15 protein-coding genes and 2 tRNA genes are annotated in these 17,377 nt (G+C 33.2%); 6 read left to right on the top strand and 11 right to left on the bottom strand.

The window, feature by feature from the left end; all coding sequences use genetic code 11:
- The first annotated feature begins 2 nt into the window (after positions 1-2).
- From T367_RS0111240 to T367_RS0111230, 3 genes are read left to right on the top strand one after another with little or no spacing between them, the layout of a single operon-like run.
- A complete protein-coding gene (locus tag T367_RS0111240) occupies positions 3-1,049 on the top strand; it encodes an HlyD family secretion protein (RefSeq protein WP_027419935.1) in 1,047 nt (348 codons plus the stop codon).
- Positions 1,049-2,470 (top strand): TackOD1 domain-containing metal-binding protein, encoded by a 1,422-nt coding sequence (locus T367_RS23950; protein ID WP_027419934.1) that lies wholly within the window; start codon positions 1,049-1,051, stop codon positions 2,468-2,470. Before T367_RS0111240 ends, T367_RS23950 begins: the two co-directional genes overlap by 1 nt.
- Complete coding sequence (locus T367_RS0111230) at positions 2,470-3,783, top strand: glycosyltransferase (RefSeq protein ID WP_035843290.1); 1,314 nt, start codon at positions 2,470-2,472, stop codon at positions 3,781-3,783. Before T367_RS23950 ends, T367_RS0111230 begins: the two co-directional genes overlap by 1 nt.
- Before the next feature lie 3 nt (positions 3,784-3,786).
- On the opposite strand, the gene aroA is transcribed toward T367_RS0111230, so the two are convergent.
- Together aroA and T367_RS0111220 are read right to left on the bottom strand one after the other, a co-directional pair.
- Positions 3,787-5,019 (bottom strand): 3-phosphoshikimate 1-carboxyvinyltransferase, encoded by a 1,233-nt coding sequence (gene aroA / locus T367_RS22135; RefSeq protein WP_035843286.1) that lies wholly within the window; start codon positions 5,017-5,019, stop codon positions 3,787-3,789.
- Positions 5,019-6,080 carry a chorismate mutase gene (locus T367_RS0111220; protein ID WP_027419932.1) on the bottom strand — a complete coding sequence of 354 codons (1,062 nt, stop codon included), beginning with the start codon at positions 6,078-6,080 and terminating at the stop codon, positions 5,019-5,021. The genes aroA and T367_RS0111220 overlap by 1 nt, the downstream gene beginning before the upstream one ends.
- A 163-nt stretch (positions 6,081-6,243) precedes the next feature.
- On the opposite strand from T367_RS0111220, the gene rfbA reads away from it, so the two are divergent.
- Positions 6,244-7,125: a glucose-1-phosphate thymidylyltransferase RfbA gene (gene rfbA, locus T367_RS0111215; RefSeq protein ID WP_027419931.1), complete on the top strand. Its 882-nt coding sequence runs from the start codon at positions 6,244-6,246 to the stop codon at positions 7,123-7,125.
- A gap of 124 nt (positions 7,126-7,249) precedes the next feature.
- On the top strand, positions 7,250-8,593 hold the full coding sequence (locus T367_RS0111210; RefSeq protein ID WP_027419930.1) for an O-antigen ligase family protein: 1,344 nt from the start codon (positions 7,250-7,252) through the stop codon (positions 8,591-8,593).
- A gap of 10 nt (positions 8,594-8,603) precedes the next feature.
- Here T367_RS0111210 and T367_RS0111205 read toward each other — a convergent pair whose 3' ends face one another.
- From T367_RS0111205 to proS, 9 genes are all read right to left on the bottom strand, one after another.
- Entirely contained in the window at positions 8,604-9,896 is a 1,293-nt protein-coding gene (locus T367_RS0111205; RefSeq protein WP_027419929.1) for an MFS transporter, read from the bottom strand.
- Positions 9,897-10,012: 116 nt separating this feature from the next.
- Complete coding sequence (locus tag T367_RS0111200; protein WP_027419928.1) at positions 10,013-11,152, bottom strand: OmpA family protein; 1,140 nt, start codon at positions 11,150-11,152, stop codon at positions 10,013-10,015.
- A 13-nt stretch (positions 11,153-11,165) separates the two neighbouring features.
- Positions 11,166-12,203 carry a uroporphyrinogen decarboxylase gene (gene hemE, locus T367_RS0111195; protein WP_072032195.1) on the bottom strand — a complete coding sequence of 346 codons (1,038 nt, stop codon included), beginning with the start codon at positions 12,201-12,203 and terminating at the stop codon, positions 11,166-11,168.
- Positions 12,204-12,206: 3 nt separating this feature from the next.
- Positions 12,207-12,878: a uracil-DNA glycosylase gene (locus tag T367_RS0111190; RefSeq protein ID WP_027419926.1), complete on the bottom strand. Its 672-nt coding sequence runs from the start codon at positions 12,876-12,878 to the stop codon at positions 12,207-12,209.
- A gap of 74 nt (positions 12,879-12,952) precedes the next feature.
- Entirely contained in the window at positions 12,953-13,204 is a 252-nt protein-coding gene (rpsT, locus tag T367_RS0111180; protein ID WP_027419925.1) for a 30S ribosomal protein S20, read from the bottom strand.
- 23 nt (positions 13,205-13,227) lie between these two features.
- A tRNA-Glu gene (locus T367_RS0111175) sits at positions 13,228-13,302 on the bottom strand.
- 25 nt (positions 13,303-13,327) lie between these two features.
- Positions 13,328-13,399 (bottom strand) — tRNA-Glu (locus tag T367_RS0111170).
- 86 nt (positions 13,400-13,485) lie between these two features.
- Complete coding sequence (locus T367_RS0111165; RefSeq protein ID WP_051568503.1) at positions 13,486-14,193, bottom strand: hypothetical protein; 708 nt, start codon at positions 14,191-14,193, stop codon at positions 13,486-13,488.
- A gap of 1 nt (position 14,194) precedes the next feature.
- Complete coding sequence (gene proS, locus T367_RS0111160) at positions 14,195-15,673, bottom strand: proline--tRNA ligase (RefSeq protein WP_027419923.1); 1,479 nt, start codon at positions 15,671-15,673, stop codon at positions 14,195-14,197.
- A gap of 79 nt (positions 15,674-15,752) precedes the next feature.
- Here proS and T367_RS25150 point away from each other — a divergent pair, with 79 nt between their 5' ends.
- On the top strand, positions 15,753-17,354 hold the full coding sequence (locus T367_RS25150; RefSeq protein WP_027419922.1) for a hypothetical protein: 1,602 nt from the start codon (positions 15,753-15,755) through the stop codon (positions 17,352-17,354).
- Positions 17,355-17,377 lie beyond the last annotated feature (23 nt).

Here is a 17,377-nt window from a genome sequence, read left to right as displayed (position 1 = left end):
TAATGAAAAGTTTAAATTTTAAACGTAAAGATGATAGTCATTTACGTTTTATCGAAGAAGGTAAAACGAACAGGAGAAGTAATTTTAATTGGGATAAATTGATTTATTTATCAATTCTTGGATTGATTTTGTTTTTTTCCTTGCGCTATTTTTTCTATAGTACATTCTATATAAAAGCTGATGGACAGATATTATTTGAGGATGTGGATATAAGTTATACGGAAGATATAAGAATTGAAAAATTTTATATTAATGAAGGTGAAAATGTTAAGAAAGGAGATACTTTATTTTCTTATTTAACAGAAGATCTTGTTTATGGAGGTGATGAAATAGTGAATACACCAAGTTCAAGTAATTGGGCCGATAGAGAGACCTATTCATTGAAGAAAAGCATTGATCTAAATAATAGTAAAATTCGCAGCGATAAGCAATTATTGGCATCTTATCAGTCACAGTTGAATCGATTAGAGAATGAGGTTATATTGGGTACAGCATCTGAAAAGGATTTGGTAAATATTAGATATCAAATTAAAAAAGTAGAAGCGGTAATTACACTGAATAGAAATGAAAATGCTATTTTAAATAGACAGTTGGGTGATGTAAAGTCAAAAGAAATCTCTGATCAACAACTAGACTCTTCCAGGACCACTGCCACTTCATCTCCATATAGATATTTCTTATCTCCAATTGACGGGTATGTTGCAACAATTTTCAAACAACCTTATGAGGTGGCGATAAGAAATCAAATGATAATGAATATTTTTCAAGCAGATTTAGCACATATTGAAGCGTATTTTGAGCAAGAAGACCTAAGGTATATTGAAATCGGAGACAAGGTAACTGTTGATTTTGCAGACGGAAAAAGAAGTGAAGGTATCATTAATAGATTTTATGCGTCTACGGTATTATTACCAGTAGAATTTCAAAAGAAATTTGAATCAATTAAAAGAACCATCGCAGTGGATGTTATTCCAGCTGAAGGAGCAAATTTAGATGTTTGGAAAAGATATTATAAAATGAGTGTTACATTAACTAAAAGGACTTTTTAATGGGTCAGGCAATACATCATAGCGAAAATAGAGGAACGAGAATTGAATACGCAGGGCATTCATTTTTACATATCAAACATTTAGAATCTTTAAATATTGAAGATGTAAAGAATCATAGCGCTGTGATTATTGAAACACGAGATTTGGATTATGTGAGGATGATTGTTAGCCGAATTAGAGGAAATATCGCTCCGGATATATATTTAAAACCTATTTTTCTTCAAAGTAGAAATTCTATAAATGATTTGGTGTTAGAAAACCTAGTAGATGGAAGGATTTCTAATTTGGACAAAGTGGCATCTTTAGTTGAGTTAGTAGAAGAAAATTTAAATCGTGTCCAGGATTTAACATTTGCGAATTCAATTTCTTTTGAAGCACAAATGATCACTAAAATGATCACTTTGATGTATACAAAGGACCAAAAATCGCTTTTACCTATACCTTATATTTATTCCAGCATAAATTTTGCCTACCCATTACTTTCTGTGAATTTTTCTGAAACTGACGAACATGCTGTTCTCAATATTTTAGACATTGCAGAATCGGAAGGTCTTTTTAGGTCAGAATATTATGATCGTATTTATTTGTGTAACCAATGTTCTAGCAGTCATTTAAGCTATCGAGAAGTGTGTCCAAAGTGCAGTAGCTCTAATACTAAGTCTGATGACATAATTCACCATTTTCCATGTGGTTATGTGGGGCCAATGCAAGATTTTAAGAATGAAATTGATGATAAATTAGATTGCCCAAAATGTAATAAAAGGTTACGCCATATAGGCGTAGATTATGATAAACCATCAGTTATTCATGAATGTAAAAACTGTAGTCATACCTTCCAAGATTTTTTCGTCAACGCTAAATGTTTGTCTTGTGGATCTGATAGAAGTGTTGAGCAATTAAAGTCAAAAATAATCAAATCTTATTTCCTAACTAAAAAAGGAGAGTCAGCTGCAATAAAAGGTTTTGTTACAACTACGAAGGACATTGATGAAATTTTTGGAACAATAAAGTTCGATACTTTTAAGACAATGTTAAAGTATGAAATTGAACGACTTAAACAGACGGAAGGATCGAGTAATATATGCGCGATTTACATACGAAATTCATCTCTAGTTTATTCAAAATTGGGAAGTACTTTACAAAAAGGCCTTTTAAAAGATTTAATTAGTGTTATAAGAAGTAATATTAGATCTTCAGATGTGATTTCTTTTGTGAGTTCGTCTACAATCATCCTGTCAATGAACGAAATTCCAAATAAAATTTCGAATAAGATAATGGGGAACATGGTTCGCTTATTAGAAGAATTGATAGCTTCTACATTTAAAAAATTAGATGTTCAATTTGAGTATAAGGTTGTAGCATTAGATCACCATAAGCCATACGAAGAGCATATTACTGAATTAACAATTGATTTTATTTAATGATTGATAAAATCATAGATAATTATTTAAGGTTTTTGTCAACGCTAACGCCGGCAGATTTCCTCGAATTTTTCTGGTTTTTTTTAATATTTGAGTTTTTCCGTTATTTCTTAGTGGAGTTTATTGTTTTAATACTAACTGAAGTTAAAAAAGTAACTTCTCGTAAGCAAAGAGCATCTGCATCAGCAGAGTTATTCTTTGAAAATCCACTTGTCTCAATTTTAATTCCAGGTAAAAATGAAGGAAAACATCTTTATAAATTGGTTAATTCGCTGAGTGAACAAACGTATAAGAATATTGAGATAATTGTTGTTGACGATGGATCTGATGATGATACTCCTGCAATTGGTCGTATGCTTGAAAAAGCGGGTTTAATTGATGTGTTTTTAAGGAATGAAGTAAGAGGTGGTAAAGCATCCGGAGCAAATTTAGCTTTACGTTATTCGAAAGGTAAATATATTATTCACTTAGATGCTGATTGCTCGTATGACTTTGATGCGATAGAAAATATTCTCATTCCATTCTATATGGAACTTGGTGTTGGAGGGGTAGGAGGGAATGTAAACGTTCGTAATTATAAGCATAGTTTGGTAACAACACTGCAAGGCGTTGAATATTACAATGCGATTACAATTGGAAGAAAGGTAACTTCTTATTTAGGTATTTATAGAGTTATTTCGGGAGCTTTTGGGGCTTTCCGTGCTGATGTTATTAAGAGTATAGGTGGTTGGGATATAGGTCCTGGTTTGGATGGTGATATTACTGTGAAAATTAGGAAAAAAGGATATAAAATTCGTTTTGCCGCCGATGCACATTGTCTTACATCTGTGCCTAATACCTTTAAAAAATTAGTAAAGCAACGCTTACGTTGGGATAAATCGTTAATTAGATTTAGATTGAGAAAACATAATGATGTTTTCAAAGTGCAAGCATCATTTCGATTATTAGATTTTTTCTCCGCATTTGAAAATTTTTTTTACAATGTGGTTTTAAATTTTAAATGGTATATCTATTTGACAATAATGTTGACGTTTTACCGTCCCTTATTTATCAATGTTTTTATAACGAATGTACTCTTATATACAATAATGAACTATATCAAATTTTTACTCTTTTCGCTATTCCGAGATCGTTCACATTCATCTGTTTCCTATTTCTTGATTTACTTGCCATGTATGGTTTTATATTTTGGTTTGTTTTTAAGAGCAGTTCGAACGATAGCTTATCTACAAGAAATTTTCTTTAAAATGTCATACAAGGATACCTGGAATCCTCGGAAAACATCAATTCATGCAGAGTATTTGAGATTATAGATCTCATTGAAAATTTTGCCAAAAGTGAGGAGCACTCTTTTTAACCGCTTCTGCTTTTTCGATTTTAATTCCTTTTTTAGTTAGACTGGCTGCAATAGCACCTGCCATTGCTATTCTATGATCATTATTCGAATGAATAGATCCACTTTCTAAAGTTCCAGTGCCGTAAATAAGCATCACATCATTAACAATCTCAATCTCCAATCCGAGTTTTCCGAATTGTTTCGCTAGAACAATACCTCTGTTACTCTCTTTGTTGATTAATCTATTGACGCCGCTAATTTTAGATAAGCCCTTTGCCGAAGCCGCAAGTATAACTAATGGCGGAAATAAATCTGGACAATCGGTTGCGTCAAATTTGAAAGGTGAAGGTTTACTCTTTTTAATCGATAAATCACCTTTCTTCCACTTATGTTTAATTTCTGCAGCTTTTAAAGCTTTTAACATCATTACGTCAGCTTGAACAGAATTTTTATTTAAGCCTTCAATTTTTATTCCTTTATTAATAGCACCATAAACCATCCAATTGGCAGCTTCACTATAATCATTTTCAATAATCAATTCGTCGGTTAGATTATATTTTTGATTGCCTTTAATGACGAACTTTTCATAATTTTTGTGTCGAATTTTAATTCCAAATTTATTGAGCAGTTCTATAGTGATATCTATATAAGGTTTGCTTTTCAAATGCTTAACAATTATAGTCGAATTTTCAGCTAATGTTGGTAATAACAATAATAAACCAGTAAGATATTGAGACGAATTTGATCCGTCTATTGTTAAGTGTCCACCTTTAACCTTTCCCGATATTGAAATAGGTAAAAAATTATCATTACTAATAATTTCTAACTGAAGTTCCTTCATGATTGAATTGAAATCAATCATAGACCTTTTAAGAAGGCTTCCTTTTCCGTTGACTGTATAATTTTCTGATAAGGCAGTTCCTATTATTGTTGTAATTCGAAGTCCTAATCCAGATTCACCACAATTCAATTTTGACTTGACCTTTTTTTGAAGACCTTTTATTTTAACAGTATCCTCAAATATTTCGACTTTAGCACCAAGTTGAGCTGCTATTTTAAGCATGTTTTTGACGTCGTCACTAGTCCCAATATTCGATATTGTTGAAGTCTTTTTACTTAAAGTTGCTGCTAAAATTGCACGTTGAGCAAAACTTTTAGAAGGGGTAGAATAGACCTTTTTAATTTTGGTATTTGCAGTGACAAAAAATTCCATTAGTCATTCATTATTTTAGTTTGGTGTCGAATTGATTCTTGGTGTAATGCTTCAAGATATTTCTCAATGAATTTTAATGACAAACCTTGTTCTGGACCATACGATTGTTGGGCTTGCTGAATTTCTCTCCAACGATTAAGTTGAAGAATAGTAATGTTATTCGTTTTCTTATAGATACCAATTTCATCTGCTATTTTCATTCTATTGCCTAATAACGTTAATATATCACGGTCTATTTTATCGATATTTTCACGAAGTGTACTTAAATCCGAAGACAAATTTTTATTTATGTTTTGTTCTTGGCGCAACACTAAATTTGCTAATATAACGTCTAATTCAGTTGGTGTTATTTGTTGTTCAGCGTCACTCCAAGCCTTATCGGGATCACGATGCGTTTCAATCATCAATCCGTCATAATTCAAGTCTAAAGCTTTTTGAGAAATGGATTGAATGAGATCTCTTTTGCCGCCAATATGACTAGGGTCACATAATAATTGAATGTCTGGAAATTCATTTTTTAACGCAATTGGGATTTCCCACATTGGCTCATTGCGGTATTTATTAGGTTTAAAAGAAGAGAAGCCTCTATGAATGGCATGCACATCTTTTATATCTGCATTTTTGAGTCGTTCAATCGCTCCAATCCATAAATTTAAGTCAGGATTAATGGGGTTTTTAACAAAAACTTCAATAGAAGAGCCTTTTAGACTATCTGCAATTTCCTGAATTGCAAATGGATTTACACTGGTTCTTGCACCAATCCAAATATGTTTAATCCCCGCTTTAAGCACTAACTCAACATGTTTAGCATTAGCAATCTCAGTTACTACCGGTAAGTTTGCTTGTTTTCCAGCTTCAATTAACCACGGTAAACCAATTGAGCCAACACCTTCAAAAGCATTAGGTCTCGTTCTTGGTTTCCAAATTCCAGCCCTCAACATATTAACTTTCCCTGAAGCGCTGATTTTCTTAGCTGTTTCTATTAATTGTTCTTCAGATTCAGCACTACATGGACCTGCTATAATAAAGGGCATCTTCTTGGAATTACTATTAATCATCATTAAATTTTCTTTTTATCGGAAAGAATATACTAAAGCAAATTTACAAAGAAATCAAGTGAGATTAATCCTAAATGATTTAAATAATTCTTCATCTGTTTATTAAGTCCTGATCAAAATTATTTGTTTAATTTAGTCCATCAAATTAATTGAACAATACCATCTCATGAAAGGAATAATTTTAGCTGGTGGGTCCGGAACCAGATTGTATCCACTTACACAAGCCGTATCTAAACAAATCTTACCGATTTACGATAAACCAATGATTTACTACCCAATGTCAGTGCTGATGTTAGCGGGTATTAAAGAAGTGTTAATCATTTCAACACCAAGAGATATTGAGACTTTTAAAGAATTGTTCGGTGACGGTAAAAATATAGGAATGAGTATTTCTTATAAAGTACAGCCTTCACCAGATGGTTTGGCGCAGGCATTTATTCTAGGAGAATCCTTTATAGGTGACGATAATGTTTGTTTAGTTCTTGGAGATAATATTTTCTATGGTTATGGTTTAGCAAAGATATTAGAGAATGCTGCTCAAACAGAAAAAGGGTCCGTTGTATTTGGTTATTATGTTAATGACCCTGAGAGATATGGTGTAGTTGAGTTTGATAAAGATAGAAATGTAGTAGGTCTGGAGGAGAAACCAACCGATCCTAAATCTAATTATGCGGTTACAGGGTTATATTTTTATGACAATACTGTGGTCGAAAAAGCTAAATCGCTTAAACCATCTCAAAGAGGCGAACTTGAAATAACAGATTTAAATAAGTTATACTTAGAAGAGGGTACACTAAAAACTGAACTCCTAGGTAGAGGAATGGCTTGGTTGGACACCGGAACGCATGAATCATTAATGCAAGCATCTAATTTCATCGCTTCAATCGAACAAAGACAAGGTTTAAAAGTCGCTTGTTTAGAAGAGATCGCTTACCGTAAAGGTTATATTAATGACGATCAGTTAAGAGCCTTGGCGATTCCATTATCAAAAAATCAATATGGACAATATTTATTAAAATTATTGGATAAACGCAATCAGGCTTTTTAGGATTGTTTGATAAATTTGATTTAAAATGTATTTTTAGAGTTTAACGTTGGAAAATAGTATTTTTGTAAAAATTCTAAGATGGGATTTTTATAAAAGCAAAACACCTCTTGGCTAATTGTCGTTAATGATTACAGCTTATAAAGTTCATAGTCAGTTTATTTTTTTACTTATAATTCTGTATGTAATCGGAGTGTGGGGTGGACCAATAATTTATGTACTTCTCCCTTTAATGATGTTACTTTTAGGGCTAAAGAACAGATTTTTCGAAATTTTTATCATAGCAATTTGGATGTTGATATTGTCTGATTATGTCCCTGTAAAAAGTGCTACTCATGATGATCTTCAATTTGCAAAAGATCTAAAACCATTAATACCCATACTTTTTTTTCTCTTTTATTTAAAAGACCGTCAATTATTCGGTAAGGTTCCCAAAGTCTTTATTTATTTTGTTCCTTTTTTTATATCTGCAACAATTTCTCTCTTTCTAGCTCAAAATATGGCAAGTACATTGCCAAAAACAGTTTCGTTTATCCTGCTCTATTCAACAGTTCCTATTTTTGTTGTTTTTTTGCATCGTACTCAAAAAATGATGTTTTGGCAATCCCTTATGACTTTTATTATAGGTATGCTAACAATAGGGATAGTTTTGAGATTTGTAGCGCCTGATATCGCAAATATTTCTTCAGGTAGGTTTAAAGGAATATTTGGTAATCCCAACGGTGTCGGTTTATTCTTAAATCTTGTATTTGTCCTTTGGATTGTTCTTAGGGAGTATGGCTTAACTAAATTTACTAGACTTGAGAATCGTTATATTTTTGGCGTAATACTAATTTCTCTTATTTGGTCAGGTTCACGAAATGCAATGATGTCAATTATGATATTCTACTTTGTGTATAAAATCATAAAAATAAACTGGTTTTTGGCCTTATTAATGGTTGCTGCAATCGTTATTTTAAGTGATCCATTTTTTGAGCTTTTGATTGATATAATTGAATTTTTTGGATTGCAAGAATTCTTCAGAATTGAATCGATAGAAGAAGGATCAGGAAGAAAAGTGGCGTGGGTATTTGGTTGGCAACAGGTTGAGAAGTATTATTTTTTCGGTGGTGGTTTTGGCTATGCAGCTGATTTGTACGCTGCTAATTATAGTGTTTTATCTCGATTAGGACATGAAGGTAATGCTCATAATTCGTATTTAACTTTTTGGTTAAATACCGGTATTATAGGTGTTATATTATATTTTGGAGGATTATTAACTGCTGTAATTAAAGCAATGAAAAAGAATTATTTGGTAATCGCATTTTTTATATGTATTTGCTTTAATATTATGTATGAGTCATGGTTAGTAGCGTCACTAAACCCATTTACCATCATATTCTTAACAATACTTACAATTTTTATAGCGAATTTAAGAGGTGAAGATTACTCTCCAGTATCTATCGAAAATTCACCAAAAGAAAGCGAATAAAACAGTCAATCTAAACGACATTCTTTTGTGCCTCTTCTTTCGGTATAAAGAATAAAGCGATTAAACCAAGAATAAAGAAGATGATTAAAGCTAAGACTGACATTCTCATATCGCCTGAGCTTGCTTCAACAAAACCAAAAATTACCATCCCAATAATAATTCCCAACTTCTCAGTTATGTCATAGAAGCTAAAGAATGATGCGGTGTCTTTTGTTTCAGGAAGATATTTTGAATATGTCGATCTTGACAAAGCTTGCGTTCCTCCCATTACAAAACCAACGAAGCCTGCAAGAATATAGAAGTTTAAAGGATTTGTAACATAGAAATAGGCATAAAGACAACAAATACACCAAATTGCTAAAGCTATTCCTAAGGTTTTAATATTGCCAATTCTTTTTGAAATCGCACTAAAACAATATGCGCCAATAATTGCTATAAATTGAATTAATAGTACAGCGATGATTAAGCCACTAGAATCTCCATCCGTAAACACTTCCTTCTTTGCGAATAGAACAGCCATCAGCATGACTGTTTGCACCCCCATACTGAATAAAAAGAATGAGATTAAGTATCGTTTCAATCGAACGGTACTTTTAACAAAAAGCCCAACCTTTTTTAATTCTCTAAATCCGTCGCCTAAAATTTTCTTAGTTATTTTATTCTTTTTTGGAGGAGAAGGTAAATAACGATACGTAATTTGACTAAAACTAATCCACCAAACGCCCGTCAGAACAAAAGCATACTTAGCAGGCATGCCGAAAACTTGAATTAATATAAGACAAACGATTAATAGTAATGAGGCACCAGCATATCCTAAGGCAAAACCTTTTGCACTTAACTTATCATGGTCTTTTGGTTCAGCAACTTCTGGAAGGTATGCATTATAAAAAACAAGACTGTTCCAAAATCCTAGACTTGCAAGGAAAATAGATAGCATACTCCATTCAATAAACTCAGGGTTAAAAAAGTAAAGTGAAGCGGTAGCAATTGCTCCCAAGTAACAAAAGAACTGTAGAAATTTTTTCTTACTCCCGCTATAATCTGCAATTCCAGATAAAAGAGGGGAAAGAAAACAAACCGCAACAAATGATGCTGCGACGGTATAAGAATAAAGAACGGTATTTTTTATATAGCTACCGAAGAATATAATTTCATCACAATTTACACCATAGCCATTTTCACTGGTAACAGTTTCGTAAAAAATTGGAAAGATAGCAGTTGAAATAACCAATGGGTATACTGAATTAGCTAAGTCGTAGAACGCCCAAGCGTTCATTGTTTTTTTATCTCCTCTTTTAATCATGAAATCGATTTTAACAAAAGTGCAAAAAATGGTCAGTTAATTACTATAAATATGAAATAAAAAATCCAGCCCCTCAAGATTGAAAAGCTGGATTAGAAAATATGAATAGGATTTGATTAAGGAATGTATGTAAACGTTACTCGTCTATTTTTAGCTTTAGCCAAATCTGTTCCAGATGTATCAGCTGGTTTTGTGTCTTTTGCATCTTCTGTTAAGATACGTGTATAATTAATCCCGTTGGTCATTAAGAATAGTTTAATAGCCTCTGTTCTCGCTTCTCCAAGTGCTTTCAATTCAGGATCAAACGCTTCGTTGTCATCTAAATGACTAGTGATTTTGATTTTACCTTTATTGTTTTTAAGTAATATTTTTAGGATGTTATCTAAATGTCCTTGTGCACCAAGATCAACTTCAGAATCACCATATCCATAATAAATTGTAGTAAATTGAGCAATTTGAGCAGGCTCTAAACCTTCCGTTGCAATCGGAGCTGAAGAGAATACGAATTTAGTTTCTGGCGTTTTTTCATCAGCAGAACATTTACATTCTGATTCATCTCCTACCATAACTACAGATACATTATCGACAAAGTAATATGCACTCATTACAGATGCTCCAACAAAATCTTTGTCTTTCTTCATTCTTTCATTCAACGTTTCACCGTTCGAATAGAAATTACCGATTGTAAGAAATTTTTCACCACCTTCAGCAATGTATGTTCCACAAACTTGTTCCCATCCAAATTTAGCATTGAAAATTGGATTGTCTTTATGTTGAATGCTAGTTGAGGTTAGAATACTCTTGTTTTCATCAATATTATATTGCTTTTTTGAAAAATTAAGACCAATATTATTTGAGGCGTACTTAGAACTTTCACCTAAATTCACATAAAACGTAACACAGTACTTTTTATCTTTTAGTAAAGTTGATTTTAATTTAGTTGAAATATAATTCCTTGGCTCCTTGTCATTATAACTAAAAGCTCTAATTCCAGCATAATTGGAACCATCTTGAGGTTCTTCATAACCTAAGTTGTTTTGCGGAGTTCCATACCCATCTTTGATTTTTGCTGAAAATAAATCGGCTGCAGCTCTAGTAGGAGACATCCAACCAACAGCAGCTGCAATTGCCCCGTTTCTTTTGATTTTACCTTCAATAGATTCAAAACTAGGGTTTTCAACTAAATTGTTCATGTCTTGTCCATTGACGCTAAAAATAACGCTTAATGACATGAATGAAATAATTAATTTTTTCATTTTCTTATTTTTTTTAATTAATCGGAAACTGTTTAACAGTCTCAATAAAACATTTAACTTTATCTGGGTCGGTATCGGGATAAACTCCGTGCCCCAAATTAGCAATATGGCGGCGATTAGCAAAGGAATTCAACATTTTTTTTGTAGTTTTCTCTAATGTGTTATAATCGGCATAGAGTGATGTCGGATCTAAATTACCTTGTAAGGTTTTGTTCAGTCCAATAATCTTTCTGCTTTCCGCTATATCCATATTCCAATCCAGTCCAATTACCTGACAATCTAATTTTGCAATCTCTTCTCTTGCATAATACGCTCCTTTTGCAAAAACTGTTACAGGTACCTCTTTAATTGCATCACATATCCTTCTTACATATATCGTTCCAAACTCTGAATAATCAGTAGGAGAGAGTATACCTGCCCATGAATCAAATACTTGAACTAAATCTGCACCGGCTTTAATTTGAAGTTTTAAGTAATCGATAGTAACATTTGTAATTCGATCTAATAGTTGATGTGTGAATTTAGGATTTGTTACCATCAATTTTTTTGCCTTCGAAAAGGTTTTCGATCCTTGTCCTTCTACCATATAACAAAATATAGTCCAAGGTGCTCCACAGAAACCAATTAATGGTACCCGGTTATCTAATCCTATTTTTGTTAATTTGATTGCATCAAAGACGTAGCTTAAGCGATCTGCAACATCAATATTTTCATCGATTAAATCTAAATCACTTTCTTGTTGGATCGTTTTTTCAAACCATGGACCTTGTTTTTCAATCATTTGATATGGCAGTCCCATAGCTTCAGGTATAACCAGAATATCTGAAAAAATTATTGCAGCATCTACACCTAATAAATCAACAGGTTGAATCGTTACTTCTGCTGCTAGCTCTGGTGTCTCGACTAGTTCTTTAAAACCACTTAGACTTGATCTAATAGCTCTGTACTCTGGAAGAATTCTACCAGCTTGTCTCATTAACCATACGGGATACCTATCGGTAGGTATTCCATTCACCATGTTTAAAAACGTATTATTTTTATATTCTGTCATGCTTTACCAATTGATAGTTTTTTTGCCTAACCGTGCAAGAATTGTATTTGTTTCGCTAAAGTGTTTACATCCAAAAAATCCTCTGTACGCAGAAAGTGGAGAAGGATGTGGAGCTGTTAAAATAAAATGTTTAGTCGAATCAATTAAATCCGATTTCAACATCGCTTTTGAACCCCACAACAAAAATACAATTTCTTCTTTTTCTTTTGCTATTTTTTTAATGACTTCATCTGTGAATTTTTGCCATCCAATTTTACTATGGGCATTTGTTTCGCCAGCTTTTACCGTTAAGGTAGTATTTAATAAAAGAATACCCTGTTTAGCCCAACTTTTTAATGAGCCTGAAGTGAGCGAAGTTTCACCGATATCGGATTGAATTTCTTTTAATATATTTTTTAAGGATTTTGCCAAAGGCTTTATATTTTCTGGAACTGAAAAACAAAGTCCATCTGCATGACCAGGAGTTGGGTAGGGGTCTTGACCGATAATTACAATTTTGACATCCTCAAAACTACACAAGTCGAATGCACGGAATAAATTTTCTTTGACAGGTAAAACATGTTCCGATTGATATAGATCAGTAACTCTTCTATCGAGCGACAATATTTCCTCAGTTGACAAAACATGTGACAGTTTTATTTGCCAAGATTGCGAAAGTTGCTTGAAAATAGCCATAGTCCTAAACCTAAAAAAGGCCTAATGCATGAAGCACTAGACCTTGAATATTTTAAAAAAAACTTTGGTCTGTCTTAAAGTTTGTTAACGTGAATCGTTAAGCTTGACTTTAAATTTGCAGCCTTGTTTTTGTGTATTACACTTCTCTTTGCTAATTTATCAATCAAAGAAGAAACCTTTGGTAAAATTACCGCTGCTTCTTTTTTGTCTGTCATTTCTCTTAAAGACTTAACAGCATTTCTCATTGTTTTATGCTGATATTTGTTTCTAAGACGTTTCGCATTGTTAGATCTTATTCTTTTTAATGCAGATTTATGATTTGCCATAATTCAATTTAGTTTTTAAAACTTGGTAGCCCATAGGAGAATCGAACTCCTGTTTCCAGGATGAAAACCTGGCGTCCTAACCACTAGACGAATGGGCCAATTTAAGCGTTTGTAAATATTAAGTAGCCCATAGGAGAATCGAACTCCTGTTTCCAGGATGAAAACCTGGCGTCCTAACCACTAGACGAATGGGCCAAACTACTTTATTTTGCGATGCTTTCCGCAAAAACGAGTGCAAATATAATTCTTAATTTCCTAACTGCAAATATTTTTTTACTTTTTTATGAAATATTTTGTCTTGACTCGAATTTAAAGCCCAATCTTTTGCCTGTTTTTAGCTTAGAACTTTGCGTTCTTGCCAATAAATCTCCCACGGTAGCCTTCTGCACTGCACGATAAGGAGGAGTATATAGGTCGAAGTTAATCGCATGAATTCCAACTCTTAATATGATGTCTCGAATGATTATTTGATCAAGTTTTTGGTGCATTAAGTCTTTATAAATAAATCCAAGTTGCCCTTTTCCTTCAACCATAAAGTGATCATCTTTATTTATAAAAATTCTTCCAATTAAATATCCTATATCTTCTTGCCTATTATATTCATAAGAATCAGCTAAGAAGTTATAAATGTTAATTATTCCACAATAAGCGTTAGCAGGATTATTTTTTATATATGAAGTCTGACTAGCATAATCCGAATCGGGTAGCTTAAATACGTTGGTATGCATTGAGAAGATAAGGACATCGCTTCCAATGAATAATTGTGCTTCAATATCTCCTTTATCTTCGTATCGTAAACGTATTCTTTTATCGGGAATTTCTTTTCGAAGTATTTCAACGCAATTTTGTAAAGCAATTTTAACTTGACCGAACCAGCTAATCGTGTTTTTATAAATATCTTGTTTTAAAGTCGTCTTACTTTTTAAAAGGCCAATTAAATGATTCCTACCTTCAGCCAAGTGATCTTCAATTTTATTTTCTTTTTTCATCTTAATATGCTTTAGCAAATATAACACGTCTTTTAGATGGTTTTCCGGTTACCATACATTTTCCTTGCTCTTCTTTCCCGTCTAAAGGAATACATCTTATAGTTGCCTTCGTTTCTTGTTGTATTTTCTCTTCAGTTTCTATTGTTCCGTCCCAATGTGCTAGGAAGAAGCCAGGCTCAGTTTCAATTTTTTTCTTAAAAACTTCGTAATCGTCTATTTCTTGTGTTTGCTCTTGTCTGTAAGCAGTCGCTTTTGTGAACAAATTCTCTTGAATTTCTTTTAATAGATCTTCAGTATATTTAACAACCTCATTTAATGGAATTGAATTTTTTTCACGTGTATCTCGACGAGCAACTTCAATTTGATTGTTATCTAAGTCTCTTAAGCCGATTGCGTATCGTACTGGAACACCTTTTGCTTCATATTCAGCGAATTTCCAACCTGGTCTTTTTTTATCGTCATAATCAAACTTAACGCTTATGTTTTTCTCTTTTAGTGCATTAATGATAGGGTTCAGCTTTTCTTCAATTTTAACTAAATCCTCTTCGTTCTTATAAATTGGAACGATAGCAACATGTATAGGAGCTAATTTAGGAGGTAGTACTAAGCCGAAGTCATCTGAATGGGTCATTATTAAAGCTCCCATTAACCTTGTTGAAACTCCCCATGAGGTCGCCCAAACAAAATCTTGCTTACCTGTTTGATCAACAAATTTGACATCAAAAGCTTTTGCGAAATTCTGTCCTAAGAAGTGAGACGTGCCAGACTGAAGTGCTTTTCCATCTTGCATCATTGCCTCTATTGTATAAGTTTCATCTGCTCCAGCAAATCTTTCACTCTCAGATTTTGTTCCTTTAATTACAGGCATTGCCATATGCACTTCTGCGAATTTAGCATAGATATTAATCATTTGTTCTGATTCTTCTATAGCTTCATTTTTAGTTGCATGTGCTGTATGCCCTTCCTGCCATAGAAATTCAGCAGTTCTTAAAAATAGTCGTGTTCTCATTTCCCAACGTACAACATTTGCCCATTGGTTAATTAAGATAGGTAAATCTCTATACGATTGAATCCATTTTTTATATGTACTCCAAATAATGGCCTCACTAGTTGGTCGAACAATAAGTTCTTCCTCCAGTTTAGCATCTGGGTCTACAATTAATTTTCCTTTATTATTAGGATCAGATTTTAATCGATAATGTGTTACAACAGCACATTCTTTTGCAAAACCTTCCGCATTAGTTTCTTCCGCCTCGAACAATTTTTTTGGAACGAAAAGTGGAAAATAGGCATTTTGATGTCCTGTTTCTTTGAACATTTTGTCCAATTGTTCTTTCATTTTTTCCCAAATAGCATACCCATATGGTTTGATGATCATACAGCCTCTAACGTCCGAGTTTTCTGCTAAATCTGCGACTTTAACGATGTCTAAATACCATTTCGAATAGTCTTCTTTTCTTGGTGTAATCTTTTCTGCCATTTTTTGGTATAATTTTTGTAACTTTATTGGGAAATAACAAATGTAATTATAAGTTTTATCCATTCCAATTGTATTCGCTATGAAAAATTTAAAATATTTATTACCAATTCTTTTATTAACCGCTTGTGTTGGGACACAAGAAGTGTATGATGATGTGTATTATGTTGTTCCAGAACAAGATGTTTCGCAAGCTAATGATGAATTAGGTTATGAAGATTATATTGATGGTAATGAAGCGGATTACGAGGTTGAAGTTTTGGATCAAAATCCAAATTCTTCAGCGGGTGCATATACATCAACAGGTACATATAATTCTCAAGGTGGTAATATTACTGTGAATAATTACAACGAATCGAACGGGCCGAACAATATGGATAATTATTGTAGTTATAATTGTAATGATTATATGCGCTATGGTAGATGTAGACATAATGGATCCAGTTACTATCGCTCAAACTTTACTGGTCATGGATATACGTTCTTTGGTTTTTCAAGCATGGGAGGCGGTTATTATGATGCTTGGGGTAATTATAGACCTTATAGACCGTATGACTTCTACGGACATTATTATAATCCTTACGGGATGTATGGTTCTTACAATCCATACGCTTACAGAGGAGCTTTTTATTATGGTCGATATTATAACCATAATGGTTATGGAGCTCCTTATATTTATGATAATCCTTACTACGGTGGTTACCCTTATTACGGAGGTAATCCTTACTATAATGGTAACCCATATTATGGTGGTGGGTCAACGAGTGGGGGTGGAAATAGTCCTGGTAATAATTATTATGGGCATCGAAATGGAATGTCAACAGGTTCATCAAATACGACGACCTATGGTCATACAGTAGAGAGTGTTGTTGAAAAAAAGAAACCGTTTAAAGCTTATTCTTCTGGCAGCAGTGTGTCAAATGTAGTTGCTGAAAATAAGAACGATAATTTGGTTGGATCCCATTCAGGTAGTAAACTGACTAATATTGGAAATACAAATAAGAATGTAATTTCTAATACTGTTGCTCCGAATGATAAACCAAATGTAGTCAGTAGTACTGTAAAAAGTACGAAAGCAAATAATGACTTTACTTCAAAAAGTGTTCAGGCTAAGAGTAGTTATACGACTAATACTACACAAAATACTAATTCGAATACGGTAAATGCTAACGTCAAGGGAAGTACTTCCAAAACAAATACAGGGTTGAATGCTAACTCGAATAAATCTGGAACGAATACGGTTAAGTCTGACAAGGTATACGTTCAGCCTGCATCGGACAAGTTTAAGGTTGGGAATCAAACAACAAATAGGTCTTATAATAGTAATAGTGTTGGGACAAATAAAACAAAAGGGTCTAATTCTGGTACAACTGTAACAACAACAACAACATCTAATAAGTCGAATAATAAGTATTTGCCTAGTTCTAGTCCAAAAAGTGTTCCTTCTGGAAGTTCAACTTATAGAGGTACTCAAACTCAAAATTCTAATGTTAATAGAGGAGGTAATTCGCGTGCTCAACCAACAAGAACACAGCCAACAAGAGCTCAACCTACACGAACGCAGCCTACGCAGCCAAAACAGAATACAAGTTCTTATGGTACACGTACTTCTCCAAGTAGTAGTTCGGGAGGTTCTACAAGAAGTGGTTCAAGTTCAAGAACAGCACCAAGCGGTAGAAGGTAGACTGAGATCAAATAAATTTTCTA

The sequence above is a fragment of the Crocinitomix catalasitica ATCC 23190 genome, from assembly GCF_000621625.1.
GTDB classification, from domain to species: domain Bacteria; phylum Bacteroidota; class Bacteroidia; order Flavobacteriales_D; family Crocinitomicaceae; genus Crocinitomix; species Crocinitomix catalasitica.
This window is presented reverse-complemented; position numbering and strand designations above follow the sequence as displayed.

Bases quoted from the DNA above. Each gene is read 5' to 3' on its own strand.
- T367_RS0111240 (WP_027419935.1), top strand. From the start codon at position 3: ATGAAAAGTTTAAATTTTAAACGTAAAGATGATAGTCATTTACGTTTT.
- T367_RS23950 (WP_027419934.1), top strand. From the start codon at position 1,049: ATGGGTCAGGCAATACATCATAGCGAAAATAGAGGAACGAGAATTGAA.
- T367_RS0111230 (WP_035843290.1), top strand. From the start codon at position 2,470: ATGATTGATAAAATCATAGATAATTATTTAAGGTTTTTGTCAACGCTA.
- aroA (WP_035843286.1), bottom strand. From the start codon at position 5,019: ATGGAATTTTTTGTCACTGCAAATACCAAAATTAAAAAGGTCTATTCT.
- T367_RS0111220 (WP_027419932.1), bottom strand. From the start codon at position 6,080: ATGATGATTAATAGTAATTCCAAGAAGATGCCCTTTATTATAGCAGGT.
- rfbA (WP_027419931.1), top strand. From the start codon at position 6,244: ATGAAAGGAATAATTTTAGCTGGTGGGTCCGGAACCAGATTGTATCCA.
- T367_RS0111210 (WP_027419930.1), top strand. From the start codon at position 7,250: ATGATTACAGCTTATAAAGTTCATAGTCAGTTTATTTTTTTACTTATA.
- T367_RS0111205 (WP_027419929.1), bottom strand. From the start codon at position 9,896: ATGATTAAAAGAGGAGATAAAAAAACAATGAACGCTTGGGCGTTCTAC.
- T367_RS0111200 (WP_027419928.1), bottom strand. From the start codon at position 11,152: ATGAAAAAATTAATTATTTCATTCATGTCATTAAGCGTTATTTTTAGC.
- hemE (WP_072032195.1), bottom strand. From the start codon at position 12,203: ATGACAGAATATAAAAATAATACGTTTTTAAACATGGTGAATGGAATA.
- T367_RS0111190 (WP_027419926.1), bottom strand. From the start codon at position 12,878: ATGGCTATTTTCAAGCAACTTTCGCAATCTTGGCAAATAAAACTGTCA.
- rpsT (WP_027419925.1), bottom strand. From the start codon at position 13,204: ATGGCAAATCATAAATCTGCATTAAAAAGAATAAGATCTAACAATGCG.
- T367_RS0111165 (WP_051568503.1), bottom strand. From the start codon at position 14,193: ATGAAAAAAGAAAATAAAATTGAAGATCACTTGGCTGAAGGTAGGAAT.
- proS (WP_027419923.1), bottom strand. From the start codon at position 15,673: ATGGCAGAAAAGATTACACCAAGAAAAGAAGACTATTCGAAATGGTAT.
- T367_RS25150 (WP_027419922.1), top strand. From the start codon at position 15,753: ATGAAAAATTTAAAATATTTATTACCAATTCTTTTATTAACCGCTTGT.